We start from the raw sequence: 25,185 nt of genomic DNA, 5'->3' as shown, positions 1-25,185 counted from the left end.
TTGTTGGTGTTCCCGCCTGAACAAATCGTTACATAATGAACAAAGAACTGCGCGGGTCACCAACAACTTTCTATAACTTAATATTAAGCTAACTCTTTTCTAATTTTCTCTAGCATTTTTTTACTCGCCTTTATACCTTCATCTTCACTCAATCTACTTCCTTCGTATTCAAGACCAACATAACCTCTATAAGAAGATGCTTTTACCAATTTCAACATGCGTGTAAAGTCGCTATTACTTTCTTCTCCAGCTTCTGTAAAATCAAATGTTTTCGCACTCACTCCTTTTGCAAAAGGAAGTAATTCTTCGACCCCTTTATATTTGTCATACCAATCTACGCAAGGTGATTCCCACAAATCTCCTTTTTCTCTTCGTACACAAAAGTTAGCGAAATCAACCATCGTACCGCAATTTTTATGATTCACTTCTTGCATCACTTTTACCATCATAGCAGCATTAGACGACCATGTACCGTGATTTTCTGCAAGTATCTCCATATCCATTTTAGCAGCGTAAGCAGTTAATTTACTCAAACTTTTTACAGAAGCTTCATGCCACTCTTTCGCGTTAGAATCTCCATGTAGATTTACACGAATGGCATGCCCACCAATATATTTAGAAGCTTCAATCCATTTGTAATGATTTTCTACCGCTTGTTCTCGGAGTGTATTATTTTTATCTGCCAGCATCCCTTCTTGATCAACCATAATGAGTACACTTTTTACACCATTATCAGAACACCGTTGCTTCAATTGATTGAGATATGGAGTATCATTGGCTTTATCCATAAAAAATTGATTCACATATTCCACTGCATCAATATTGTATTTTGTTTTTGCAATACTTGGAAAATCAAGATTGGATATTTCACCACTAAACAATGCTTTATGCAAAGACCATTGCTGAAGAGAAATTTTAAAATTAAATTTTTTTTGTTCTTCCGCAAACAACGAAAAAGATGGCAGTAAGGTTAAACCAGCAGCAGCCAAAGCAGCCTGCTTAATAAATATACGGCGGGTATTATTTTCCATATAGAAAAATAATCTAAAAAATAGATAAAACCTATTTCAACGTTTCACTAAATAATATATTGATTCAAATATGAATCTCACTTTTTTGATTCAATGTATAATAGTTCAGTTTGATTATCAAAGACAAATATTGTCTCTGTTACACACAAAAACGGGTATATATATTTGGTCGCACAATTTTTAATTTAAAGTAATAAAAAAAATAGCTTTGTGTTTTTTTATTACTTTATCCATAAATCCGACAAATCCCAATCAGTTAACATTCCTTCTTAAAGATTTTATTCATCAAATCAAACAACTCCTTATGTTCTTCTTCAAACTTTTTTGGGTTTTCAAAAAAGTATTCGCACACAACTGCAAAAAATTCGGCATGGTTGGTTAATGCATATGGATTTATATCGGATTGATTAGTAACAATGTTTTCAATTTCTGCATACATTAATTTTGTCCAAGGTGCCAATAAACTTTCGGGCATAAATGCTTTGGGGATGCCATCTGTATCGCCATCTGCTTGATCCAATAAATGTGCAAATTCATGAATACCCACATTTGATTTTCCATTCATAGATTGAAACCCTTGTATTAAGTATTGCTTGGACAAAAGCAATACATGTTTGGATTGAAAGGGTCTAACTTGCCCCAATAATGTACCATCTTGTTCGGCATCGTTTTTTTGATTGGGCTCTACCGCACCATCATAAATGATTACTTCAGAAAGATTCACATATTCCCACCCATCAAACTTAAAAACAGGAATAATGGCACTACAAGCAACTAATAATTTTAATTCGTCGGTCACTTCCAAGTCCTTCACACCCGTAATGGTAGTAGTGCCAATAAAACGTTTAATTTTTGTTTGAAAACGGATTTTATCTTTGACGGATAACTCTTTATAAAACTGAACGTCCTTTATAAGTAACTCTTCCCATTCTTTTGAGAAAGGGGCGTCAAGAATTTCTTTGACAGCTTTTTTCTTTTTCAATATAAAATAGAAGAATATGCCAAATAGAGACATTGCGATAAGGATAATGGGGAACATATTAATTAAATTTAAATTTCATGTAGTATAAATAAAGATTCTGTTCTAAATCTAATATCGAAAGACTCAATATTGAATAACTGTAAATTAGATGAATAAATATAATTAAAATAATTAAATTAGGATTACACAATATTTATTGATATTTATATTATATGCGATTAATTCACGCACCTTGGTATATGAAAAATATCACAGGATTATTTAGTAAGGAAAAAGGCCCCAACAGAGGCTTTACTGCTCAGTATGCGGTGTTTTGGATATTCTTTAAAGATAAAAAAGATATGAGCGATACACGGCTTATCAATCATGAACTTATTCATCACGAACAAGTAAAAGAACTCACCCCCTTTCTATTCCTACCCATTTACCTAGGCAACTATGTATTCAATTTATTTAAATATAAATTTGATGCAGACCTAGCCTATCGAAACATTCTTTTAGAAAAAGAAGCATACATACATGAAAATAATTTCACATATCGAAAAAATAGAAAACGGTATGCTTGGATTAAATTATAAATTACGGAGCGAAATAAATTAAATTTAAAAAAATAAAAAAAAACAAATTCCAAAAGGAGGGAATTATCTCTCTGTTTGGAATTTATTTTTTATTTTTTTTGAATTTGGAAGACTACTCAAAAAAAGTTACTTCCCCATTATCCATATCATAATAGGCACCAATAATTTTTATTTCGCCAGCATCTTCCATGTCACGTAACAGTGGACTTTTCATTCGTATGTTTGCAACATCGATTTTAACATTCTCTCTCACCCTTAAATCAACAAACACTGGATTTTTAGAAGATTGAATACCGTCAAAATTACACCACGCATCTACAGCCGATCTGATTTTAGTTAATAAGCTCGTAAGATTGCCTAGTTCTACCCGATCAATTGCAACTTTAATAGCGTCGCAATTTCATGACCCAATATCAATTTAGCACCAGAGACCTTTCAGCTAAATTCCATGAAACCTAAAATATCTTCATTTACAATATTACCAGCAACTCGGGCAACAAACATATCTCCGAGACCTTTATCAAACACATCTTCTATAGGTGCCCTAGGATCTACACAAGACAACAGCCATGGTGAATTGCCCATTCACTGCATCTCTTATTTGTTTGGAATGATCGCGCGTGGTTAAACTTCCTGAACAAAACGTTTATTATCTTCTTTTAAACTCGTAATTACTTCATCCGGTGTTAGACGTTTTTGTTCATCTAACCTTAATACTCGTTCAATTAAGGGCTCTTGAGGCCCATGTCAATTTCAATTCGAATGCAGTAAAAGCAGAATATTTTATTCAATTTTAAATATAAATAATTCATCTAGATCCTAAGAATTAAGTATTCTAGCACTTCAAAATTGAACTCAAGGGTTTAAATTGGCATTTATTTATCAGTAAGGGATTTAAGAAAATTAACCAAATCAGTTTTTTGTTCTGAAGATAAATTTAATCTTAGTATGATTGGGCTTTTATTTGGATGTGCTACCCCTCCTGAATTATAATGATTCACAACATCTTCGAGCGTATTCAAACTACCATCATGCATGTAAGGAGCCGTCATCTCTACATTGCGTAAGGTTGGCACTTTAAATTTTCCAATATCAGATAAATTTTGTGTAATACGTGCTCTACCAGAATCCGCATACTGTTCATAAAGGCCATTGTTTCGAAAACTAAAATCAGTAAAAAGTGCACCTTGATGACAATGAAAACATTCTCCTTCTTCACTAAAAAATAAGGTTTCGCCTCTTAATTCCGAATCTGTAAGGGCACTTTTATTTCCATTTTGAATGTAGTCGTCATACCTTGAGTTTGCTTGTATTAAGGATCTTTCATAACACGCAATAGCTCGTGTAAATGCAAAAACGGAAGGCTCAGTATTATACGCTTTTAAAAACAACAATGGGTATTTAGTATGCTTTTTAAGTTTCTCCACAATTAAATTAGCATCAAAATCAAGTTCATCGTGATTGTCAATTGGGCCTAATACCTGTTGCTCTAAATTTGGATTCCCCCCATCCCAAAACATATTCGGTTGGTACGCAACATTAATTAATGATGGTGCATTTCGTGTACCCGTTCTGCCATCAACACCTACACTCACTATTAAGTTATCTGCAAAAAACTTGTCAGGTAAATGACAAGAACTACATGATACGGAACTATCTCTTGATAAAATCGGATCAAAAAAAAGCATCTTACCTAATTCAATACGATTTTTAGTGGGTAAATTATCTACTGGAACTTCCGGATACAACAATCCTTTTGGAACAGTATATGAAATGATTGCATTATTATCTGCAATAGTCGCCATTTCTTCGTCGCCTTTTTTACATGACAACAGAGTCATACACAAAAGGAATAATAAAATCCCTTTTGTGTATGACTGCATATCTAACTTATTTATACTATTCAAAATTATGCTATTCAATTGTGAACATACTTGGAATATTGTTGGCAATCTTCGTTGCTAAGGGCATACTTCCCATCGTATGAGAACGGTTTTCAGTTTTTAAATCTACCCCAACAAATAACTGATTAATATTTGAATGTATCTGTACGACCTTATTAACACCAGGTAAAATAGTAATTGGTGCATTTGAAACCTGAACATCTTTTAACAACGCATCTGTGCCTATATGATAAAACAAATCATGACTATACTGACCATATGTTAATACATCAACGTTCGTATCAGTTGTATCACAAGTACCTTCCATCATCATGAAAATATAGCCTGAATTCCAACTCCAATGTATGCCCGGACTTTGGATTGCCAATGGGTTTGATACCGGATATTTTGTTGGGTCTCCATGATTAAGTTCATTATTTAAACCCACAGAGAATTTAATAGTATTATATGTTCCTGCAGGCACATTACCTAAACTATAATCGGATGTATTGGGATTAATTAAAAACACTTTTCCTGTCAATGCTTCTTCAGTGCCATCGTTTTTGATCAATGAAATATTGGACATATAATACCTAAAAGAAGATAAGGTATAACGTTCATTGTTTGCTGTAATATGGGTTGAAGCAAAATCTAACGTATCTGCACCAATTTTGGGGGTCATTCTTAACACAAGCGTTTGTGTAGGTATAATTGGCGCAGGGTCTGATTCATTTTTTTTACATGCTGAAACAGCAACACTAGCTATGATTGCTATGGTTATGATATATAAATTTTTCATTTGTTTTTTAAATTTTTATTTTCTGATTTTATATAATCAACCAATAGTGATAATAATAAAACCGAAGAGTCCTTTTGTTAGATTATTCAATAATTATTTTTTGAGAATAAATGCCATCTGCATCCGTTTTTATTAAAACAACATACATACCTGATTCTAAATTTAAATCAAATTGTCTTTGAGCGCCATCAAAAGTCCCCTTAATGTTACCGGCATAATCATACATAATAATTTCTGTTACATTTCCATAAATGCCTTCGGTGTTTAAACGGAATGAACCCGTGCTTGGATTTGGAGCAATTTTTAAAGTAGTATTATCAATATTATTGGATGTCAATATACCTGTAGGAGTCACAGGAACAGTAGGGATTTCTGAGAGTGCATTAGAATACAATCCATTATTTTCTGTACTTACAAATACACGCGTGTCAACAAAGGTAATTTTGTTTACATCTGTAAAACTTGGTAAGTTGAATTGGTTCCCTCCTGCTATCCAAGAACTCCCTTGAGTTGAAGTCGCTAATAAACCACCTTTATAACTTGCCCAAACATACCCTGCGCCTGTTGCCATTGCTTGTATCTTCAAACCATTTAAATTCATTAAAGAAGTATGTGGTATTGCATTTTCCGTTGAAGCAGCCGCACTCCAATGAATTGAAGCTAAAGCTGTATCTGAAACAAATACTCCTGATCCGTCTGTCCCCACATATATTTTATTTCCTAAAGCAGTTGCAGCGGTTACGTTCCAGTCAGCTAATCCCAAATTGTAAGAACTCCACGTACTCCCATTAAGTGGCTTAACGAATACACCTTGTCCGTATGTTGCTACTAATACATTGTTACCAAAGAATGCAAGGGATGTTGGTATAGCATTTAAAGGCAATCCTGCCTGCATTATTACCCAGTTTAATGTAGGTGTAGAAGTTTTATAAATATGATTGAGTGCATCGATGGCATACAAAATTGAATTTGACTGATATAGTTTTTTAATATTTAATGAGGCCAATCCTGCATTTGATTTTGACCAATTCAAACCTGAATCTAATGAAATGTAAATACCATTGGTTTTTGTTGATGCAACCATTAAAGTACTTGCCATTGTAAAATCAGTAACGAATAAACTATCATCAAAGCCTTTATTAGAAGGAATAAATTTGGAACCTAAATTTCTACTTATACTTACACCATTTTCCGTTGCAACTAAAATAAATTGTGGACCACCGGTATACATGGCATTCACTTTAAGATTATTGAAATTTACATTCATATCAATCCACGAAGTAAAGGGAAGATCGGATTTGAAAATTCCTTTATTAACAGTTCCGCACACAAGTCCATTTTTAAAAGGAACGATAGCTTTTACATCCATTGTTGGCAAACCTGTATTTAATTCAGACCAATTAACCGCAGTTACCGCAGATGTATACACACCCGCATTAGAAGATAAATACCAATTAGTACCATCATTAGACAAATCAGATATGGCATAATTTACTGGCAAGCCCACAGACACTAATGAAAAATTTGACGTTGTAGCAGTATTCGCATTTTCAGTAACAAACAAACCTGCTTCATTTACAAGTAATAGTTGATTGGATATAGCATTGTAAGACATTGAAGTTGTCCCTCCCACATCATCTGTATTGAAATCGTTATAATCATTCCACACGTTGCCATTATTATCCGTATAATATACTCCACCATCCATTGAAGTACTGAATATTCTTGTACCTGCTTTTTCAAGAGCAGTAATTTCTAAATGATGTAAACCTGTGTTTATTGCAGTCCAACTGTTACCGCTGTTCGTAGTTATGAATATACCAGTTGTTGTTCCTGCCATTAAAGTACTTGCATTTATCGCAATCAAACTTGTAACATGTAAGTTGGTTAAACCTGAATTGATTTTATTCCAATAGGAATCTGTTCCAAATTTCCCATTAAAAATAAATATTCCGCTATCTGCAGTTGCTGCAAACAAACGTGTGCCAGTATGTGCAACAGCTGTTACTTTCCCACTTTTCAAACCAACAGGCCTAGCTCTCCAACTTATCAAAGCCGGACTTGTACTCTCGAACACACCACCTTCTGCAGTGCCAAAATAAACTGTATCTACAGAAACTGTACTACAGGTAACTGTACCGCCAAATGGACCTTTAGAGCCAAAATGTGCTTGTGCACTTAATGCAAATAGGCTTATAACTAAAAAGCTAATAAGCGTTTGCAATTTATTTTTTTGTATATATTTTTTCATTTCTTTTAGAATTTAGATTTTATAATATTTAGGTACATGAGCAAATAAATTTACTTCAAGACGCTATAAATGATTGTGGACATGCTACAAGAATACTTCCCCAACTGACGATAATACCAAATCCAATTTCATTTTAGTCCTATATTAATTCGCCATGGTTGTGTCATTTCGACCAACCATTCTTAAATTTTAGACTAATCTCAAATAAGATACGGAATAACAGTTCAAGCCATTCAATTAACTAGATGGCATTACTTTAAGATTTACTTTTTATAACATCAACACACGTATTTATTATTATTATTATTACGCAGGAGGATGAAAAAAATCACGCGCACGGTTTGTTGGCATGCTACATATAAAACTAAAAAAATAATTCGTTTGCTTAACGTCAACGTCTTCTATTGAAAGAAAAGCAAACGAACAAAATAAATCTATTTTATCTTTCGAATACGATATTGAATTTTCAGATGCATGTTTATCGGTCGATAAATGTGCTTTTAAATAACATGAACCGTTGCATGTATTATTCTCCTTATTTTTTTGCACACACAACTCTTTTACAATATAGGATTCTGATATTTTGAATTGCATCCATACAATCGTATTATAACTAGTTTGTAAAACAAACAAGAATAATATAGTTGTAGAAAAAAGACGAATCAAAAGTTGCATGTCAATTATAATTATTGATTTTCGTATTTAAACATTTTGGGGATTCGAGCAGCAATATCTATTGCAAGGTTACTCGTATTGTCTCCTTTTGTTTTAACACTAAAATTAGTTAAATCTTTCAAATCAACTCCTTTAAATAACTCTGCATAATCAACTAAGACATGTATATAAGCAGTATAATTAGGCTGCACAGCAACGTTTTGATCTGGCATAGCAACATGCATCAATCTACTTTGTGTTCCTATGTTATATTGGAAGGGCGTCATTTTATCATCGTCCCCACTTTTTGCAATACTCGTATCTATTTTACCAGCAACATGCATAAATATAAAATTATTTGCTTCTGCAGTATTAGAGAACCACATATTTGGGTCGTTTAACTTTATCGGATTTCCTGTTGGAACGGCTGCATTAATAGCACTTGGCAAACCAACATCAAAAGAAACAGACTTGTAATTGCCAATTGGTACATTGCCCAATTTGTAAACGTTATTTATTATGTCTGTCAATATAATGGTGTCTTTTACATTATAAATACCACCATCAAGCTTGATTAATTTAATATTTGATATATATAGTTGCGCAAAACTTAATGAAATGCCTCTGCCATCATCTGTATTATTTACTTGATCGTATATTTCTACTTCATTGGGACCAATATACGTATGCAGGTGAAAACTTATTGCAGACGTTTCCACAGAAGTTGTTGTAACTGGATCTGGCGTAGGATCATTTGTTTTACAACCTAAAATAGAAAGTAAAATGATCGATAAAATAATTATTTTTTTCATAATAAATATGTATTAAAAGATAATTGTATAAACAAGGTTTGCATTCGCATAAGATGTTGGTTGAATACCATTTGTTTTTTGATACACAGGTAAGCCAAATTCTAAACCAATTTTATTGATCGAAAGAAAATAGAAATTAACACCCGCATAAATAAATCCAGAACTTCCGCCATAATTAACTTTGTTCGCAGACGGTTCTGTATATGCTGAATAACTTGGATCACTCCCTTTAATTTTACCTAATTGAATAAACTCTGCCCGAACAGAGGTACTCATAAACGAAAACCATTGATACGCTATCCAACTATTCGATACAAATTTATTGCCCAACTTATAGCCTACTGAGTTATACCCCGTGCGAAGTATAGACGTTGCTTGTGTACTCGCCATAAATTTATCTCCTTTAAATGTATAGGTCAATCCAGGCAACACATCCCAAGTACCTGATCCTTGTTGCATCATATATGGGTATCGTTTATCTGGATACATAGAACCTGCTTCGCCTCTATTATGAATCGAACCAGTGGGAATGGACATACCTGCAGACAATAACAGATGATGTTTATTGTTATTCAAAAGAGAATAAAGTGCAGTTAGAGACATATCACCAAAGCCTGATGTTTTCATATCATGAGACATATCTCCAGACATCATTACACCATTATGCATATGAGACGAACCAGGCAAACCTTTCATATTCATTGTTGCTTGATTGTACTCTAACATACCCATCAAGGTTAGATTTTTATTAACTCCATACATTGCCATCAACATATGCATGCCCATCTGCATGCGATCGGATGTATATAAGTAGTTATTAAAAATTTGAGTATTAGAAATAGAATTGCCGTTTTGTTGCATTCCTTTACTGTTCATATACATGAACCTATATGAAAACATCCACTCTCCTTTGGGGTGTACATGACTAATCATGCTACCTGCTGGTGTAGCATCCTTTGCACACATACAAGAAACGCATGAAGATATTGAATCTGATTGTGCAGAAGCCTGTTGTGTAACACACATCACTAGTATTACTAGCAATGCATTACATATTTTTATAATGTTCATTGAAAATTTATTTATATCAAGAAAGAATACTTACCTCTATTGGCAAATAGTGATGATAAATAAATTATTGAGGAGGTTGAATAACGAAATCCGTAGGTGTTTTGTAAACGGGCATTTCATACGCATCTACGGATGCAACAAATGCTTCGGAATTATTTGAAAGATTAAAATTCCAATTAAAAGTAACGAAGAACAACACAACCTCATCCAATCCTTTTAAAACAGAAGGGATCGTTTGTTCTTGTTTTTCTTGCTCAACCATTTTTTTCATCAAGTAGCATTTACCATGACAAGATGAAGTTGGTTTGTCTTTGTTGATACAAAGAACAGATGAGATATACTCTCGATTGATTTGATAATAAGCTACATATATACTTTTCATGCTACTTTGCAGTAGTATGATCAATAATAGTATAAGTGTGAGCCCTTTTTTCATTTATGTAAAACTAGATACTTAATTATCAAAAACAATATAATTTTTCAAAAAAATACGACTGCAATCATAAAATTGCTGCTTGATGTATGAAATACAACTAAATAATCGCATTTTAAATTAACGTATTGACTGGTAATTAAAATACTTATTTCTTTTCTTTTAAGGTTTCTGGAAGATGCACATTCATTTTAGCATCTGCTGCATCCAAGCGCTTTTCATAAGCCGGAGTTATTAATGACATCTTTTTCTTTAACTTCAACTTTAATGAAACCCATTCGTCTTTTAAAACATTATATGCTTCGGTATTATTTTCTTGATCGGATATCGAATATTCTTTATGGTTTTTATATATCTCTCCATATTCAATAAACAAAGCTGCAAACGTTTCATACTTTAGCACTTGTTGCTCTGTTGTAGAATCTGACATTTTACGAAAAACATAAACACGTTCGGGAAAATCCGTTTTCAATTGTGGTGAAAGTACTTCAACGATGCTGCTATCACTTTTTAACTCTGGTGATTTTGTTGCGGATTCATTTTCTACTTTTTGTTCGGTACATGAAAAAAATATTCCGACAAATACGATAATAAAACCGATATAATAAGTTTTCATATTGAATAGTATTTTATTTGTTACGTTAAGATTAGCGATCAATTTCACCCATTACAATATCGAACGAACCCACTATAGCTACTAAATCTGCAATCATTACATTTTTGGATATTGCTTGCAACACAGATAAATTTACAAAACTTGGTGCACGCACTTTACAACGAAAAGGCACATCGGTATTTCCAGTAGTTCTAAAAAAGAAACCCAACTCTCCTTTTGGATTTTCTGCACGCGCATAAAAATCCATTGCCTTCGGTCGTATTTTTTTAGGTGTCAAGGCTTGTGGGTCAAATTCACGTGTACGTTTGTGATCGGTTAATAATTGATCTAAGCATTGCTCGATAATCTTAACCGATTCAAAACATTCAGCCACGCGTACATGCGTTCGATCCCAACAATCACCGGTTGTGCCCATAGCCCCAGTTCCTATTGGAATATCAAATTCAATCTCTGGGTAAACAGAATATGCATCTACTTTACGCAAATCAAATTTCAATCCTGAACCGCGTAACATAGGGCCCGTAATGCCGTAATTAATTGCTAAGTCAAGTGGTAAAACGCCAATATTTGCAGTGCGTTCAATAAATATTTTATTGTCAATAATTACTTGTTGCAGTTCAATTAACTTTGGTTTTAAATACGCAATAAAATCGTTACAACGCTCTTCGAAACCTATGGGTAAATCATAATACAATCCGCCAACCCAAATATAATTATACAACATGCGTGCACCACTCACCCATTCAAGCAAGCGATTGATGTGTTCGCGATCACGCATCAACCACAAAAATGGTGTAAATGCGCCAATATCTAATCCATATGTTCCAATAGCAACAAAATGAGAGGCTAAGCGATTTAATTCTGCAACCAATACACGTATGTATTCTATTCGCTTTGGAATATCTGTATCAATACCCAACATACGCTCTACACCCATTACATATGCATGCTCTGAATTCATTGCACCCAAATAATCCATACGATCTACGTACGGAATGATTTGATTGTAGGGCAACTTCTCGGCATGCTTTTCATAACATCGATGTAGATACCCCATGTGCGGAATAACATCTTTTACAATTTCGCCATCTGTTATAATTTCTAAGCGCAATACACCGTGTGTAGACGGGTGTTGCGGCCCCATATTTATAATAATCTCTCCACGTTTTAACGTACTTGCATCAAATACAAGTGGCTCCGAAAGTTGAAGATCTAATGGATTGTATGTATAGTTTGTGGGTTTAGACACCTTAGTAAGCTACTTTAATACCGTGATAAAATTCCTGTTCGACGTAATCCTTTCGCAATGGAAACCCTTCCCAATCTGCTGGCAATAAAATCCTGCGCAAATCTGGATGTCCAGAAAATTTGATTCCAAACATATCAAATGCTTCGCGTTCATGCCAATCAGCAGCTCGCCAAACATCAACTATGGAAGGCACTTCAGCAAATTCAATAACCCCATCCCCTCTTTCTGTTTCAATTTTTAATACAAAGATCACATCAAATGGGATAGAGTAAAGATGATAGATCACTTCAATTTTGCTTTTTTCAACTCCAGTATCAACCGCACTTAAGCAAGATAATTGATCAAAGAAAAAACGTGAATCGTCACGTAAAAACAAACACACTTCTTTAATATTCGCAGCCTCAACATGTAATTGTGGCTGCATCAAATTTGTGTATTCTGCACACACAACCTCACCACCAAACTGTTCTATAATTGCCTTTTTTACTTCTTCAAATTTCTGTATCATACGTCTTTTTCTGATTTATGATTTTCTAAAAACCGCTCTACAGCTTTTGGTGCAACAAGTGTTTCTCTTCGAATCTTTTCTTGTAATTTCAAAAACCCACCAATCAAGGCTTCTGGCCGAGGCGGACAACCTGGCACATAAATATCTACGGGTACAATTCGATCAACACCTTTTACAACATGATATCCATGTTCCCAATACGGCCCCCCGCAATTAGAGCATGAACCCATAGATATAACATAACGTGGCTCGGGCATTTGTTCGTATAGCCGACGAATGCGATCCGCCATTTTAAACGTAACGGTGCCTGCTACAATCATCACATCTGATTGACGTGGACTTGGCCTAGGAATTACTCCGAAGCGATCCAAATCATATCCCGAAGTAAATGTTTGCATCATTTCAATAGCACAGCACGCCAAACCAAAACTCATTGGGAATAACGATGATAAACGCGCCCAATTCAATACATCTTCAAGCTGCGAAACAACGATGCCACCTTGTCCAAATTTATGATCTAATAAACTCATTCATCTATTTGCTAACAAATCCTTCAATGTATTACAAACCTTGAAGGATTCCTTTTAATATTTTATTTGGTTTTTATCGGAGTATATTTTTCGTTGATAGCTGTATACAAATTGCTTGGCACCTTTGATATAAATACATCAGCTTTCACTTCAGGTTTATTCCAATCCAAATACCCTTTTCGCCAAACGTACACCAAGCCTATAAATAAAATCGCTATAAACACCAGCATTTCAATTAAAGAAAAAACTGTCCAGCTACCATTGGTCATAGTATCTAAACGAGCATCTCCATAAACGGTAGCAATGGGGAATAAATAAATAATTTCAACCTCAAACAAAACAAATATCAATGCCGTCAAATAATAGCGCGCATTCATATTTACCCAAGCTTTTCCAACTGCATCTTCGCCGCATTCATACACCATCATTTTTTCAATGTTGGGTCTATTGGGACGTAATAAGGCTGCAAGTCCCATGCCGATCAATACAAACACAATACCTGTTATGATAAACAGTAAAATCATTCCAAACTCTGATATTTGAGAGACAGTATTCATATCATGAAATTTTCAATTTGATAAATCATCCTTTCAGAATTGACATAATAAAGGTGATAACATGGTCCATAAATAATACTGTAATCGGTGCCCAAAAACAAGCACTAAAGAACATGTACAATATTATTTTCTTTTTATCCTCTCCAAAAGATACGGCTATTAATCCGCCACCAACAGGTGAAAATAAAATAGGTGTTAGAAAAGCAATACCAATCAAACCTCTTTTATTCCATACCCGAACTATATTTCTAGTTTTAGGAGAAAATATTTTGGCATTTCTAAAGATTGTTTTTTTTAGAAATCCATAAAATAAATCGCCTAGTAAAGTCGTCAATAAGATAATCGTCAACATCATTCCAACTATCATTAAAATAACGATCTCGATGTTTGACAAGGAAAACGCCTTGCCCATAACAGGTCCTAAAGCGTACCTAAATGAGCTAGATAATATAACAGTGATATAAGGGATAAGCTTTTCGAGCATACTACAAATATAAACCCAATTGCCCATAAATACGAAAGAAACCTATCACTTTTGCTTTTGAAGGCTAAATTCAACGAAATTAATGAACTATATTTGTCTCTTTATAGCAACAAAATAATGAATTACAGAATTTTATTTTTAAATGTATTAGTTTGTATATTTTTACACACGCAACTACATGCTCAGGGTACGTACATCCCTCTAAATATGCGCTCTTATCACTTAACTGACCGATATGAAGTACTAAGCGGACACATAGACCCTTCCATCCATAGTTCTTTAAAACCCTATAATAGAGCGCATACCATTGAATTTATTGACTCATTGCCATCTACTATGCATGTATCTAAAGCAGACAGCTTTAATATTAATTACCTAAAAAACGATTCTTGGGAATGGTCAAATAGCCCAAATGCAGATTCTAAGAAGCCATTTTTAAAGGCATTTTATAAAAAGAAAGCCGATGCCTATTCGGTAAATATCAAAGACTTCGATTTGCATGTAAATCCTGTTATTTATTTCATGGGTGGAAATAGCGCTGGCAATACCCAACGCAATTATACATTTATGAACACGAGAGGAGTAGAAGTACGTGGCAGAATCGCAAAACGAATCGGATTTTACACCTTTATTGCCGACAATCAAGGCGCTTTCCCTAATTACGTAAATGATAAAATAGATTATTACACGCCTTATGGGTCTGTAACGCCCGTTGTTCCGTATGAATCCTTTTCCAAAACATTTAAATCAAATGGCTATGATTTTATCACTGGCAGAGGATATATCACGTTTGAGTTGGTGAAAAAATACATAGATCTACAGTTTGGGTATGACAAAAATTTCATTGGTGACGGCTATCGTTCACTTATACTATCGGATGTTGGATCACCCTATACGTTCCTAAAATTAAATACACGCATTTGGAAATTTCAATATCAAAATATTTTTGCCCAAATGAATGCCACAACAGATGGAGCAAATGTTGTATACCCCAAAAAATATACAGCCTTTCATCATCTATCTTTAAATATTGGCAAAAATTTCAATATTGGATTATTTGAATCCGTCGTTTTTGGAAGAGGCGACTCAACCAAACAAGGAACCTTTGATGCTTCTTACTTAAACCCAGTTATTTTTTATAGATCCATTGAACAAGCAAATGGAAGTGGCGACAATTCATTAATAGGCTTAGATTTTAAATACAATTTCTTAAAACATTTCTCTCTTTACGGACAACTCGTAATAGACGAAATGAAATTCCAAGAAGTAAAAAAAGGATCGGGTTGGTGGGGTAATAAACAAGCATTTCAAATGGGTTTAAAATACTTCAACGCACTCGGCATTAAAAATCTCGATTTGCAAGCAGAAACTAACGTTGTACGACCATATATGTACGCGCATGCAAGTAATTATACAAGTTACACCCATTACAATCAGCCATTAGCGCACCCCATGGGTTCTAATTTCACTGAGTTTATTGGTATTATTCGTTACCAACCCTTATCTAAACTTATGGTGCAAGCAAAATCATTTTACACCATATGGGGCGACGATAGTACCAATACAACCAATACTGCCGTAAGCAATAATGGAGGTAATATATTTAAAAGTTACACCCCTATAGCTACTGCAAATACATATAACAATAAAATTGCTCAAGGAATTCGCACAAATATCCTTTTTCTAAGTCTTCAAGCAACCTATCAGTTACGTCATAATTTATTCGTAGATTTGACATATATATACAGGAAACAAACAAGCGAACTTCTTTCAAAAAATCAAACAACAAATTACGTTTCTTGCGGAATACGATTAAACATTCAAGCACGTAATTACGAATTTTAATTCATCCAAATGAAAACTTTCTTCCGTTTATTATCTTTTGCAAAACCATATACAAGATTTACAGTTCCGTATTTCTTTCTAACCTTAATATCAACCTTGTTTGGTTTAATAAATATTGCGTTTATTTTACCCATACTGGATTTGTTATTTAATGCAACAAAATCATTAGACCAAATACCCTATCCTGAAGCGGCATTCAGCGTAGCTTACTTCAAAGGCTTATTAGATTATTCTACTGCATGGCTTATAGCGCATCATGGCAAAAGCACTACATTAATTTTCATTTCTGCATTCTTAATCTCAACAAACTTTTTAACAAACGCATTTAAGTATTTAGCATTAACGGTTAATATTCGCTTACGCGCTACGGTAATTTATAATATGCGTACACGTTTATTCAATAAAATTGTAAATATGGATGTTGGCTTTTTTTCTAGTCAACGTAAAGGCGATTTAATGTCGCGTATGACAAATGATTTAGCAGAGATTGAAAATTCTGTAATAGGTACACTTCAAGTTTTTTTTAGAGATCCATTTACCTTGGCTATTTGGCTTACGGCAATGTTTGCAATACAATGGCAATTAATGGTGTTGACATTATCTATCCTACCTATTGCTGGACTTGGTGTTTCTATTATTAGTAAAAAATTGAAAAAACAATCTGCAGAAAGTCAAAAATCTTCTGGCCACATTTTGTCTTTAATAGATGAGGCTATCTCAGGTATTCGTATCATTAAAGGGTTTGTAGCCGAACAATTTATTTTCAATCGATTCAATGCACAAGGCCAATATTATGCAAACGTAACAAAATCGATGGGCTACAAAAGAGAATTAGCTTCGCCAATCACGGAAGTAATGGGCATCGCAATTGTATCTGCAATTCTCTTCATAGGTGGCAATTTAGTATTTGAAGGCAAATTAGACGCAAGTACATTCTTTATGGTAATCATTGGTTTTTATAAAATACTTGAGCCATTAAAAGGAATTGCATCCTCGTTCACCTCCATTCAAACAGGGATATCTGCTGGAAATCGATTGTTTGAAATCTTAGATGCCGATGTAAAGGTTCAAAGCCCTGAATCACACAAAACATTATCTACCTTCAATAAGTCGATACAATTAAAAAACATTTCGTTTAAATACCACGAAACAGAGGTATTGAAAAATATCAATATTGAAATCCCCAAGGGAAAATTGATTGCATTAGTTGGCCCTAGTGGTGGTGGAAAATCTACCTTGGTAGATTTAATCCCACGTTTTTACGATCCAGCTTTTGGTACAGTTGAGATTGATGGCGTAGATATTAAAGAATTTGATTTACACTCTTTGCGTTCGCATATTGGTATTGTAACACAAGAATCAATTTTATTTAACGATACCATTTTCAATAACATTGCCTTTGGTTTACCCAACATAACGCAAGCAGATGTTGAACGAGCTGCACGCATTGCTAACGCGCATGAATTCATCATTAAAACAGATGAAGGGTACGAAACTTCCATAGGTGAACGCGGATCTAAATTATCTGGTGGCCAACGTCAGCGCTTAAGTATTGCTCGTGCGGTATTAAAGAATCCAGACATTCTTATATTAGATGAAGCAACTTCTGCATTGGATAATGAATCTGAAAAATTAGTACAAGAAGCATTAAATAACTTAATGAAAGAACGCACATCTATCGTGATTGCGCACAGATTAAGTACCATACGTCATGCAGATGTAATTTTGGTGCTAGATAAAGGAGAAATAAAAGAAAAAGGTACGCACGAAGAATTGATGGCATTGCAAGGGATCTATTTTGGTTTACACCAACACGCGAGTGGTACGGGTGGCATTATAACAGAATAAGACATTCAATTAGCCTTCATTTAAATTTTATTCCAAAAAACTGAATATTCAACTCCAAAGAGACATTATATATTATTAAAAATACAATACACAACTAATAAGCTAATTTTCAAAATATTAATGGTATATTGTGAAAATTTTCCTTATGCAAAAAATAGTATTTTACATATGTTATCCTCTTTTATACCTAATAGCGTGTTTGCCATTTTGGGCATTATACATATTATCTGATTTTTTTTATTTCATTTTACTTTTGTCAGGCTATCGAAAAAAAGTAGTGGTTAAAAATTTAACAAATTCTTTTCCTGAAAAAACGAGCAAAGAAATTACTATTTTATACAAACAGTATTACTCCTACCTCTGTGATTTAGTATTAGAAACACTAAAGACATTAAGAATGTCTGAAAAAGAAACCAAAGAACGTTGTGTATTTCACCATCCAGAATGGCTTACAAGATTGTCTAATGAAAATAGAAGTATAGTAATCGTAATGGGTCATTACGGCAACTGGGAATGGGCTGGTCCTAGTTTTACCTTAAATACAAATTATCAATTAGTGGTTGCTTATTTACCTCTAACGAATCCTTATTTTGAAAAAATGACCTCTAGAATGAGAACCAAATTTGGAACTCAAATTTCTCCTGCGGCAAGCATTTTGAAAACCATGGTTGCCAATAGAAAAAAATTAACTGCAACTGCGCTAATAGCCGACCAAACAGCCTGGGCTGAACAAGCCTATTGGACTACATTTTTAAATCAAGATACGGCAGTGTTTACTGGACCTGAAAAACTTGCGATAAAGTTTGACTATCCGATTGTTTTCATGAATGTAAAACGAACAAAAAGAGGACATTACGAAATTTTTCCAGAATTATTATTCGAATTCCCTAAAGAAACAACAGAGGGACAAATCACCGAAAAATTCACCAATAGGTTAGAAGAAGAAATTCGCAGTAATCCAGCTACCTGGTTATGGTCTCATAAAAGATGGAAATATTCAAGATCTGGTGCAAGAATTTAACATAATAATTAAAAAAATATTTAAATTTTTATTATCCTTTTTATGTTCAGGCAACTTACTATTCCAATTAGCGTATCTAGCGAATTAGCGTATCAAGTATTATAATAACGCAAATATCAATTTAAATGTGTCAATGTACGCTCACCAATGCTACATATAAGCACTAAGAATATTTTTTCTTAGTGCTTGAATAAGAAAAAGTACAGATAATAAACAGGAGATATTGAGAATGCCAAATATGCGTACAGGAAAAGAATTAATTTTATCTAGTAGAAAATACACAACTGAAAATAGAACAAGAAGTTGGGTAGAAACTATAATAACACTTTTAGGAATCATACTATTTCTATCCATTACATTTATTGATAGTGTACCGATGGTTTTAAGATTAGCTAGTAGTTTTATTGCAAGCTTATTCTATGTGCGTATTTTTGTGGTCTACCATGATTTCCAGCATCATGCAATTTTAAAAAACTCACTTGTTGCTAAAATAATTATGAAAGCTATTGGTATTTATATACTAGCGCCACAAAATGTATGGAAACGTTCACACGATCACCATCATAATCACAACTCAAAACTGTCTGCCAATGGTATAGGCTCTTATCCAACCATTGCTAAAAACTGTTACTTAAAGCTATCCAAAAATGAACAGCGAGTATATTTATTAAATCGTCACCCTTTAACTGTTCTATTTGGGCATATAACATTATTTATCTATTGGCTCAATGTAAAATCATTTATTCAGAGTCCAAAAAAACATTTAGATTCATTATTAGCGCTATGTATACATTTCATTTCAGCTATATGCATTTGGTATTTTATCGGTTTTGCTACATTTATAATATCTTGGTTTTTACCATTTTTTATTGCGTTCGCAATCGGATCATACCTGTTTTATTCTCAACACAATTTTCCAGGTGCCCATTTTTCCGAAAATCCCGATTGGAAATACGACCATGCGGCGTTAAAGTCAACTAGTTTTATGACAATGCATCCTATTTTACAGTGGTTAACTGGTAATATAGGATATCATCACGTACATCATCTAAATTCTAGAATTCCTTTCTACCGTTTAGCAGAAGCAATGGAAGGAATTCCTGAGTTACAGTATGCTACTACTACTACTTGGAATCCAATTGAAATGCGAAAATGCTTTCAGTTGAAATTATGGGATACAGAAAACAAAGTAATGATTCCCCTGAGTAAATTAAAGTAAGCAAGCTCTAATAATCCATAGACTTATTTATTCTTTTCTATCATATAAAAACAGCTCGCATAAATTTATATGTGAGCTGTTTTTATATGATAGAATCTATTACTACTTTGGAAAAATAGATTTACTCATTTTCCAAATACTGTATATTGTTTTGGCAGAATCTATCGTTACATTTTGAGTGTCCATATACTGTTCCGCTTTTTCAATCTCTCTATCTGTAAGTGTTGCCTTACAACTATCTACCGTTCTTAAAAATTCAATACGTTCTTTATTATCCACGACACGTTTTCCGTATTTATAATAATCATACATTTCGTCAATAAACTCCCAACTTCTACCCCTAATGTTGGGTTCATTCGTACTTACAATTATAATGTCTGATTTATTAATAATGGCATTTTGATCTAGTTGGTACCTATGAACTTTACCCTTAATTGCCTCCGATTCAATTGATTTATTGTAAAACCAAAATTGACTTTCTTTATTAAAGGATTGAAACCAATTACCCCAATATAAACCACCTAAATAACTATCTGAAATTAACGTAACATAAGGGCTGTCTTTATTTTCTCTTGGTTCAAACTTGTAATTTGGGTATCCATATTTCATGTCACTAATCGTAAACAATAAATTAGCTACCATTTCTACGTCAGCGTCACCATACCGTGCATAATCTAATTCAATTTTATCGTAATAAACGTTTGGTAAGTCGATATTCATTTGCTTCTCAATAAAATGATTTATAGAATCCATTGTTAGTACCATTGCATACTGGCTCCAGTGTACGCCTGTTTGCGTAAACAGAGGATATTGGGCAGTTTTTTTATCATTTAAAAAGACGGGTACAAAATCGATGTAATTAATTTTGTATTCGCTCAAAAGCTTACTTATCGTATGATAATTTGTATTCATCGTAATTTTTGCTTGTATCGAATCAGGCAAAAATTCAGGATAAAAACTTGCTTTCCCCGGAGCCTGAATATATATAAATTCTTTATTCAACTTAAGTAATGTGTCTTGAACAAATTTCATTTTCTCCAAGTAGGTGCGTAAAGCTTCTTCTCCTATATAATCAGTTCCTATATACGTATCTACATAAGCCTTTTCAAATAAATAAAATTTTTTTCCCATTACCCCTTTTTCCATATTTAGTTTCCCAAACATGCTATAATCAATTTGATTTTTCACGCGAACAAAAAACGTACTCATTGGATTATGTAAAACCAAATACTCCTCAACCGAAGTTTGATAATCTGTAGAAAACCAATTATTAAAATTAATTTCTATTGGTTCGTCATCCTTATTAACCCCAAACAAATCTTTAAAATCAAAAATGAAAATAAAGTTATGCCAAATTGGACATGATAGCCAAACCAATATATTTATAAATAACACGTATTTAAGTGTTACTCTTTTATACATATCTTGCTTAAATATATCTTTGATTTTCATTATCACAGGTATTATATGCAATAGATTTAATTGTCTGTTTTGAATTTTTATTTAAATTAAACCATTCTTCTGAAACGTAATTGTATATATAGTCCTCATATATACAATTTACTAAAACCATAATTTGTTATGTCACAAAATAATTATAACACAATGCTTTTGTGATTAAACGTGCGAATATCCTAAAAAATAGATTTATTCATTTTCCAAATACATAATATTTTTTTAGCAGAATCAAGCGATACATGTTGACTTTCCATGTAAGGCTTGGCTCTTTCAATATCCTTATCGGTAAGTGTTGCCTTACAGCTATCTACCGTACGTAAAAACTCAATTCGCTCTTTATTGTTGACTACATGTTTTCCGTATTTGTAATAATCATACATTTCATCTATAAAGCCCCAGCTAGTACCTTTAATATTGGGTTCATTAGAGCTTACAATTACAATATCTGATTTGTTAATTACAGCATTTTGATCCAATTGGTATTTATGAATTTTATCACTATCAACCATTGAAAACATAGAGGTATTATAAAACCAAAACTGACTTTCTTTGCTAAAGGATAAAAACCAATTCCCCCAATACAAGCCTCCCAAATAACTATCGGATACAAGGGTTACAAATGGCGTTTTTTTATTATCTCTTGGTTCAAAATCGTAGTTAGGATAGCCGTATCTAACATCACTAATAGTGAATAATAAATTAGCCACACTTTCTAAATCTGCATCATCAAAACGTGCATAGCCTTCATCTACATCCTTAATATACATGTCAGGCAAATCAATATTTCTTGTTGATTCTATAAAATGATTTAATGAATCCATAACATATACAGAAGCGTATTTACTCCAATGTATTCCTGTATCTGTAAACATTGGATATTTAGAAGTGTCTTTAGCAGCAAGAAAATACGGTACAAAATCAACGTAGTTAATTTTATATTCTAACAATAATTTATTTAACTGAAAGTAATTTGTTCTTTCAGGATCACGCAAACTATTAGTTTCTGGCAAAAACTCAGGGTAAAAAGAAGCCTTACCAGGAGCTTGTACATAAATAAACTCTTTATTTAATTTCTCCAATGTATCTTGTACAAATTTCATTTTTTCAACATATATCCGCAAACTATCTTCCCCTATATAATCTCGGCCATAATAGGTATCGACATAACGTGTGTCAAATAAATAAAAATCTTTCCCAATAACCCCCTCTGACACCTGCAAATGATCAAATAAACTATATCCAATTTGATTATTCAGTCTTATAAAAAACGGACTCATTGGATTGTGATTAATTAAATATTTTTCGACTGATAGTTGGTAATCAGCAGAAACCCAATTTCTAAAATTAAAGGATACAGGTTCTTCGTTTTTATCTAAACCATGTAAATCTTTAAAATTAAAAATAAAAATAAAGTTGTGCCAAATTGAAATCGATAACCAAATTAATATATTTACGAATAACACATACCTCAAGGTTATTCGTAAATATGTTTCTTTTTTAAACAAATCTTTAATTTTCATTATTCAAGTTATTATTGGCAGTAATGCACGATTTTTTATTTTAATAAATTACTTTATAAGTTCATAAATACTTTAACTTAAATTTAAGTATTTAATACCGTCTTAATTTATTTTAAGTTTCTAAATTGATATTCCCAAAATGAGTAGATGGTTACAGCAGAATCGTCAGAAATACCTAATTTACGGGCTTCTTTTATAGCTTTCTTAATTTGATTTTCATTAAAGGTCGCTTTTAATTTTTGTGCTGCTATTAAAAAATCATGCTTCTTTTTGCTGTCTTTTATTTTCAAGCCATATTTGTAGTAATCATATGTTTCATCAATAAAATCCCAACTTCTATATGAAACATTGGGTTCCGTGCAAGAAACTATTATTATATCGCTATCAGCAATTGTTTTATCTTGGTCTATCTGATAGGGATGCATGCGATCTTTAAAAAGATATGAGTAAACAGAACCATTATAAAACCAAAATTGACTCTTTTTATTAAATGAATCGAAAAAATTCATTTTGTGATATAGGTTACCCATGTAACTATCTGAAACCATACAAACAATAGGCAAATCTTTATTTTTAGGAGACTCAATTTTAAGTTTAGGATATGCATATTGAATATCACTTATTTTGTAAAACAAATTGGTTATATATTCTAAGTCCCCATCTGGATCTCTTGCATAATCGAGTTCGTAAGATTCTGCATACACTTCAGGTAAATCAAGGTTCATAGTAGTTTCAATAAAATTATTTATTGAATCCATAACACCAACATTAGAATATACACTCCAATGAATACCCGTTTGCGTAAATAAAGGATACGGACTATTATCTTTTGCTTTCAAAAAAACTGGAGCAAAATCTATGTAATTAATTTTAAATTCATCTAGCAATTTAATTAATTCATTGTAATTGGTTTTTTGAGTGATTGGGCCTTTCAGCGAATCTGGGATAAACTCTGGATAAAAGGATGCCTTACCAGGACATTGAATGTAAATAAATTCTTTATTCAAGGCACGCAAAGTATCTTGAATAAATTTCATCTTTCCAACGTACTCTAGTAGCGCTTCTTTACCAATAAAATCCCTGCCATAATATGTATCTATAAATACTTGTTCATACATGTAATTATGTTTACCCAATACACCTCTTGAAATATTTAGTTTATCAAATAAAGAATATTCTAATTGATTTTTAACGCTTACAAAAAAAGGTCCTAAGGGGTTATTTAAGATAACATATTCTTCAGTCGATTTTTGAAAATCTGCAGTTAACCAATTAACCGCTGTTAACGGCTGCATTTCCTTTTTGACATATGCGCCACTTAACGGACTTATATGAAAGACTGGTATTGCGTATTGCCATAAGGGGCATGATAATAAAAGTAAAAGCAGTACAAATAAAATTTTCTTTATAAGCACTGATTGCATACTATTTCTCAATATATTGTTCAAATTAAAATTTCGCATCTTGCACCTTATTAATTGCATATATAGTTTTTGCAGAATCAATACTAATGTGATGCCCTTTTACATCTTCAATTGCTTGCTCAATTTGAGATGGAGTTAAACTAAGTTTACAACTATCAATTACGCACATATTAGAATCAACATTATATATCTCAAACAAAACACACTTCAGCATTATCTTAATATTTTTCTTATTTCAACCATTCTCTAATTATCTTTAGTCAAATAATTTATATTAATCTCATCAAAATGTCTATTTCTGATTTTATATCCAATGCCCCCGCATTCATAATTATTATATATAAAGGATTGAATAATTATTTTTCTAAAACAGTCACATAATTTTAATAGACAATATAAATTTAAAACAGAA

The 25,185-nt window shown here is 32.9% G+C and carries 26 protein-coding genes; 5 read left to right on the top strand and 21 right to left on the bottom strand.

The genetic code is table 11. The features are described from left to right. Positions 1-83 precede the first annotated feature (83 nt). Positions 84-1,031 carry a TIM barrel protein gene (locus Q0543_RS00230; RefSeq protein WP_299247390.1) on the bottom strand — a complete coding sequence of 316 codons (948 nt, stop codon included), beginning with the start codon at positions 1,029-1,031 and terminating at the stop codon, positions 84-86. A 256-nt stretch (positions 1,032-1,287) separates the two neighbouring features. Further along, a complete protein-coding gene (locus Q0543_RS00225; protein WP_299247387.1) occupies positions 1,288-2,070 on the bottom strand; it encodes a M90 family metallopeptidase in 783 nt (260 codons plus the stop codon). A 182-nt stretch (positions 2,071-2,252) separates the two neighbouring features. Here Q0543_RS00225 and Q0543_RS00220 point away from each other — a divergent pair, with 182 nt between their 5' ends. Beyond that, complete coding sequence (locus Q0543_RS00220) at positions 2,253-2,591, top strand: hypothetical protein (RefSeq protein WP_299247384.1); 339 nt, start codon at positions 2,253-2,255, stop codon at positions 2,589-2,591. A 112-nt stretch (positions 2,592-2,703) separates the two neighbouring features. On the opposite strand, the gene Q0543_RS00215 is transcribed toward Q0543_RS00220, so the two are convergent. The 15 genes from Q0543_RS00215 to Q0543_RS00145 all read right to left on the bottom strand — a co-directional run bounded on the left by Q0543_RS00215 (position 2,704) and on the right by Q0543_RS00145 (position 14,438). After that, a complete protein-coding gene (locus tag Q0543_RS00215; protein ID WP_299247395.1) occupies positions 2,704-2,967 on the bottom strand; it encodes a carbonic anhydrase in 264 nt (87 codons plus the stop codon). 59 nt (positions 2,968-3,026) lie between these two features. Then, positions 3,027-3,176: a carbonic anhydrase gene (locus Q0543_RS00210; RefSeq protein ID WP_299247381.1), complete on the bottom strand. Its 150-nt coding sequence runs from the start codon at positions 3,174-3,176 to the stop codon at positions 3,027-3,029. Positions 3,177-3,466: 290 nt separating this feature from the next. Continuing rightward, positions 3,467-4,474 carry a cytochrome c peroxidase gene (locus Q0543_RS00205; RefSeq protein WP_299247377.1) on the bottom strand — a complete coding sequence of 336 codons (1,008 nt, stop codon included), beginning with the start codon at positions 4,472-4,474 and terminating at the stop codon, positions 3,467-3,469. A gap of 31 nt (positions 4,475-4,505) precedes the next feature. Further along, entirely contained in the window at positions 4,506-5,273 is a 768-nt protein-coding gene (locus Q0543_RS00200; protein WP_299247374.1) for an MbnP family protein, read from the bottom strand. Positions 5,274-5,355: 82 nt separating this feature from the next. After that, positions 5,356-7,524 carry a T9SS type A sorting domain-containing protein gene (locus Q0543_RS00195; RefSeq protein ID WP_299247371.1) on the bottom strand — a complete coding sequence of 723 codons (2,169 nt, stop codon included), beginning with the start codon at positions 7,522-7,524 and terminating at the stop codon, positions 5,356-5,358. Between the two features lie 306 nt (positions 7,525-7,830). Then, complete coding sequence (locus Q0543_RS00190; RefSeq protein ID WP_299247368.1) at positions 7,831-8,199, bottom strand: hypothetical protein; 369 nt, start codon at positions 8,197-8,199, stop codon at positions 7,831-7,833. Positions 8,200-8,210: 11 nt separating this feature from the next. Then, entirely contained in the window at positions 8,211-8,990 is a 780-nt protein-coding gene (locus tag Q0543_RS00185; RefSeq protein ID WP_299247365.1) for an MbnP family protein, read from the bottom strand. A 12-nt stretch (positions 8,991-9,002) separates the two neighbouring features. Next, positions 9,003-10,061 carry a transporter gene (locus Q0543_RS00180; protein ID WP_299247362.1) on the bottom strand — a complete coding sequence of 353 codons (1,059 nt, stop codon included), beginning with the start codon at positions 10,059-10,061 and terminating at the stop codon, positions 9,003-9,005. Positions 10,062-10,125: 64 nt separating this feature from the next. After that, entirely contained in the window at positions 10,126-10,497 is a 372-nt protein-coding gene (locus Q0543_RS00175) for a hypothetical protein (protein WP_299247358.1), read from the bottom strand. A gap of 145 nt (positions 10,498-10,642) precedes the next feature. Next, positions 10,643-11,110, bottom strand: coding sequence for a hypothetical protein (locus Q0543_RS00170; RefSeq protein ID WP_299247355.1), 468 nt, complete (start codon positions 11,108-11,110; stop codon positions 10,643-10,645). 31 nt (positions 11,111-11,141) lie between these two features. Continuing rightward, positions 11,142-12,266, bottom strand: coding sequence for an NADH-quinone oxidoreductase subunit D (locus tag Q0543_RS00165; protein ID WP_299247392.1), 1,125 nt, complete (start codon positions 12,264-12,266; stop codon positions 11,142-11,144). A gap of 94 nt (positions 12,267-12,360) precedes the next feature. After that, positions 12,361-12,867 (bottom strand): NADH-quinone oxidoreductase subunit C, encoded by a 507-nt coding sequence (locus tag Q0543_RS00160; protein WP_299247352.1) that lies wholly within the window; start codon positions 12,865-12,867, stop codon positions 12,361-12,363. Continuing rightward, a complete protein-coding gene (nuoB, locus tag Q0543_RS00155) occupies positions 12,864-13,397 on the bottom strand; it encodes an NADH-quinone oxidoreductase subunit NuoB (RefSeq protein WP_299247349.1) in 534 nt (177 codons plus the stop codon). Before nuoB ends, Q0543_RS00160 begins: the two co-directional genes overlap by 4 nt. A gap of 62 nt (positions 13,398-13,459) precedes the next feature. Continuing rightward, positions 13,460-13,954 (bottom strand): NADH-quinone oxidoreductase subunit A, encoded by a 495-nt coding sequence (locus tag Q0543_RS00150; RefSeq protein ID WP_299247346.1) that lies wholly within the window; start codon positions 13,952-13,954, stop codon positions 13,460-13,462. Positions 13,955-13,979: 25 nt separating this feature from the next. Further along, complete coding sequence (locus Q0543_RS00145) at positions 13,980-14,438, bottom strand: hypothetical protein (protein ID WP_299247344.1); 459 nt, start codon at positions 14,436-14,438, stop codon at positions 13,980-13,982. 117 nt (positions 14,439-14,555) lie between these two features. On the opposite strand from Q0543_RS00145, the gene Q0543_RS00140 reads away from it, so the two are divergent. The 4 genes from Q0543_RS00140 to Q0543_RS00125 all read left to right on the top strand — a co-directional run bounded on the left by Q0543_RS00140 (position 14,556) and on the right by Q0543_RS00125 (position 20,371). Further along, positions 14,556-16,283: a hypothetical protein gene (locus tag Q0543_RS00140; protein WP_299247341.1), complete on the top strand. Its 1,728-nt coding sequence runs from the start codon at positions 14,556-14,558 to the stop codon at positions 16,281-16,283. A 9-nt stretch (positions 16,284-16,292) separates the two neighbouring features. Then, the gene (locus Q0543_RS00135; RefSeq protein WP_299247338.1) at positions 16,293-18,131 is read left to right on the top strand and encodes an ABC transporter ATP-binding protein; all 1,839 of its coding nucleotides are present in this window, start codon (positions 16,293-16,295) and stop codon (positions 18,129-18,131) included. Positions 18,132-18,276: 145 nt separating this feature from the next. Next, positions 18,277-19,152 (top strand): lysophospholipid acyltransferase family protein, encoded by an 876-nt coding sequence (locus Q0543_RS00130; protein WP_299247335.1) that lies wholly within the window; start codon positions 18,277-18,279, stop codon positions 19,150-19,152. A 238-nt stretch (positions 19,153-19,390) separates the two neighbouring features. Further along, on the top strand, positions 19,391-20,371 hold the full coding sequence (locus Q0543_RS00125; RefSeq protein WP_299247332.1) for a fatty acid desaturase: 981 nt from the start codon (positions 19,391-19,393) through the stop codon (positions 20,369-20,371). 102 nt (positions 20,372-20,473) lie between these two features. Here Q0543_RS00125 and Q0543_RS00120 read toward each other — a convergent pair whose 3' ends face one another. The 4 genes from Q0543_RS00120 to Q0543_RS00105 form a co-directional block, all read right to left on the bottom strand. Continuing rightward, entirely contained in the window at positions 20,474-21,823 is a 1,350-nt protein-coding gene (locus Q0543_RS00120) for a hypothetical protein (RefSeq protein WP_299247329.1), read from the bottom strand. 182 nt (positions 21,824-22,005) lie between these two features. Beyond that, a complete protein-coding gene (locus tag Q0543_RS00115) occupies positions 22,006-23,349 on the bottom strand; it encodes a hypothetical protein (RefSeq protein ID WP_299247326.1) in 1,344 nt (447 codons plus the stop codon). 107 nt (positions 23,350-23,456) lie between these two features. After that, on the bottom strand, positions 23,457-24,644 hold the full coding sequence (locus Q0543_RS00110) for a hypothetical protein (RefSeq protein WP_299247324.1): 1,188 nt from the start codon (positions 24,642-24,644) through the stop codon (positions 23,457-23,459). A gap of 154 nt (positions 24,645-24,798) precedes the next feature. Then, positions 24,799-24,987 (bottom strand): hypothetical protein, encoded by a 189-nt coding sequence (locus Q0543_RS00105; protein WP_299247321.1) that lies wholly within the window; start codon positions 24,985-24,987, stop codon positions 24,799-24,801. Positions 24,988-25,185 lie beyond the last annotated feature (198 nt).

The sequence above is a fragment of the uncultured Cytophaga sp. genome, assembly GCF_937863595.1.
In the GTDB taxonomy this organism is placed as follows: Bacteria; Bacteroidota; Bacteroidia; order Cytophagales; family Cytophagaceae; genus Cytophaga.
Note: the sequence above shows the minus strand (reverse complement) of the source record. Positions and strands in the feature narration are given on the sequence as shown.

Bases quoted from the DNA above. Each gene is read 5' to 3' on its own strand.
- Q0543_RS00230 (WP_299247390.1), bottom strand. From the start codon at position 1,031: ATGGAAAATAATACCCGCCGTATATTTATTAAGCAGGCTGCTTTGGCT.
- Q0543_RS00225 (WP_299247387.1), bottom strand. From the start codon at position 2,070: ATGTTCCCCATTATCCTTATCGCAATGTCTCTATTTGGCATATTCTTC.
- Q0543_RS00220 (WP_299247384.1), top strand. From the start codon at position 2,253: ATGAAAAATATCACAGGATTATTTAGTAAGGAAAAAGGCCCCAACAGA.
- Q0543_RS00210 (WP_299247381.1), bottom strand. From the start codon at position 3,176: ATGGGCAATTCACCATGGCTGTTGTCTTGTGTAGATCCTAGGGCACCT.
- Q0543_RS00205 (WP_299247377.1), bottom strand. From the start codon at position 4,474: ATGCAGTCATACACAAAAGGGATTTTATTATTCCTTTTGTGTATGACT.
- Q0543_RS00200 (WP_299247374.1), bottom strand. From the start codon at position 5,273: ATGAAAAATTTATATATCATAACCATAGCAATCATAGCTAGTGTTGCT.
- Q0543_RS00195 (WP_299247371.1), bottom strand. From the start codon at position 7,524: ATGAAAAAATATATACAAAAAAATAAATTGCAAACGCTTATTAGCTTT.
- Q0543_RS00190 (WP_299247368.1), bottom strand. From the start codon at position 8,199: ATGCAACTTTTGATTCGTCTTTTTTCTACAACTATATTATTCTTGTTT.
- Q0543_RS00185 (WP_299247365.1), bottom strand. From the start codon at position 8,990: ATGAAAAAAATAATTATTTTATCGATCATTTTACTTTCTATTTTAGGT.
- Q0543_RS00180 (WP_299247362.1), bottom strand. From the start codon at position 10,061: ATGAACATTATAAAAATATGTAATGCATTGCTAGTAATACTAGTGATG.
- Q0543_RS00175 (WP_299247358.1), bottom strand. From the start codon at position 10,497: ATGAAAAAAGGGCTCACACTTATACTATTATTGATCATACTACTGCAA.
- Q0543_RS00170 (WP_299247355.1), bottom strand. From the start codon at position 11,110: ATGAAAACTTATTATATCGGTTTTATTATCGTATTTGTCGGAATATTT.
- Q0543_RS00160 (WP_299247352.1), bottom strand. From the start codon at position 12,867: ATGATACAGAAATTTGAAGAAGTAAAAAAGGCAATTATAGAACAGTTT.
- nuoB (WP_299247349.1), bottom strand. From the start codon at position 13,397: ATGAGTTTATTAGATCATAAATTTGGACAAGGTGGCATCGTTGTTTCG.
- Q0543_RS00150 (WP_299247346.1), bottom strand. From the start codon at position 13,954: ATGAATACTGTCTCTCAAATATCAGAGTTTGGAATGATTTTACTGTTT.
- Q0543_RS00145 (WP_299247344.1), bottom strand. From the start codon at position 14,438: ATGCTCGAAAAGCTTATCCCTTATATCACTGTTATATTATCTAGCTCA.
- Q0543_RS00140 (WP_299247341.1), top strand. From the start codon at position 14,556: ATGAATTACAGAATTTTATTTTTAAATGTATTAGTTTGTATATTTTTA.
- Q0543_RS00135 (WP_299247338.1), top strand. From the start codon at position 16,293: ATGAAAACTTTCTTCCGTTTATTATCTTTTGCAAAACCATATACAAGA.
- Q0543_RS00130 (WP_299247335.1), top strand. From the start codon at position 18,277: ATGCAAAAAATAGTATTTTACATATGTTATCCTCTTTTATACCTAATA.
- Q0543_RS00125 (WP_299247332.1), top strand. From the start codon at position 19,391: ATGCGTACAGGAAAAGAATTAATTTTATCTAGTAGAAAATACACAACT.
- Q0543_RS00120 (WP_299247329.1), bottom strand. From the start codon at position 21,823: ATGAAAATCAAAGATATATTTAAGCAAGATATGTATAAAAGAGTAACA.
- Q0543_RS00115 (WP_299247326.1), bottom strand. From the start codon at position 23,349: ATGAAAATTAAAGATTTGTTTAAAAAAGAAACATATTTACGAATAACC.
- Q0543_RS00110 (WP_299247324.1), bottom strand. From the start codon at position 24,644: ATGCAGCCGTTAACAGCGGTTAATTGGTTAACTGCAGATTTTCAAAAA.
- Q0543_RS00105 (WP_299247321.1), bottom strand. From the start codon at position 24,987: ATGCTGAAGTGTGTTTTGTTTGAGATATATAATGTTGATTCTAATATG.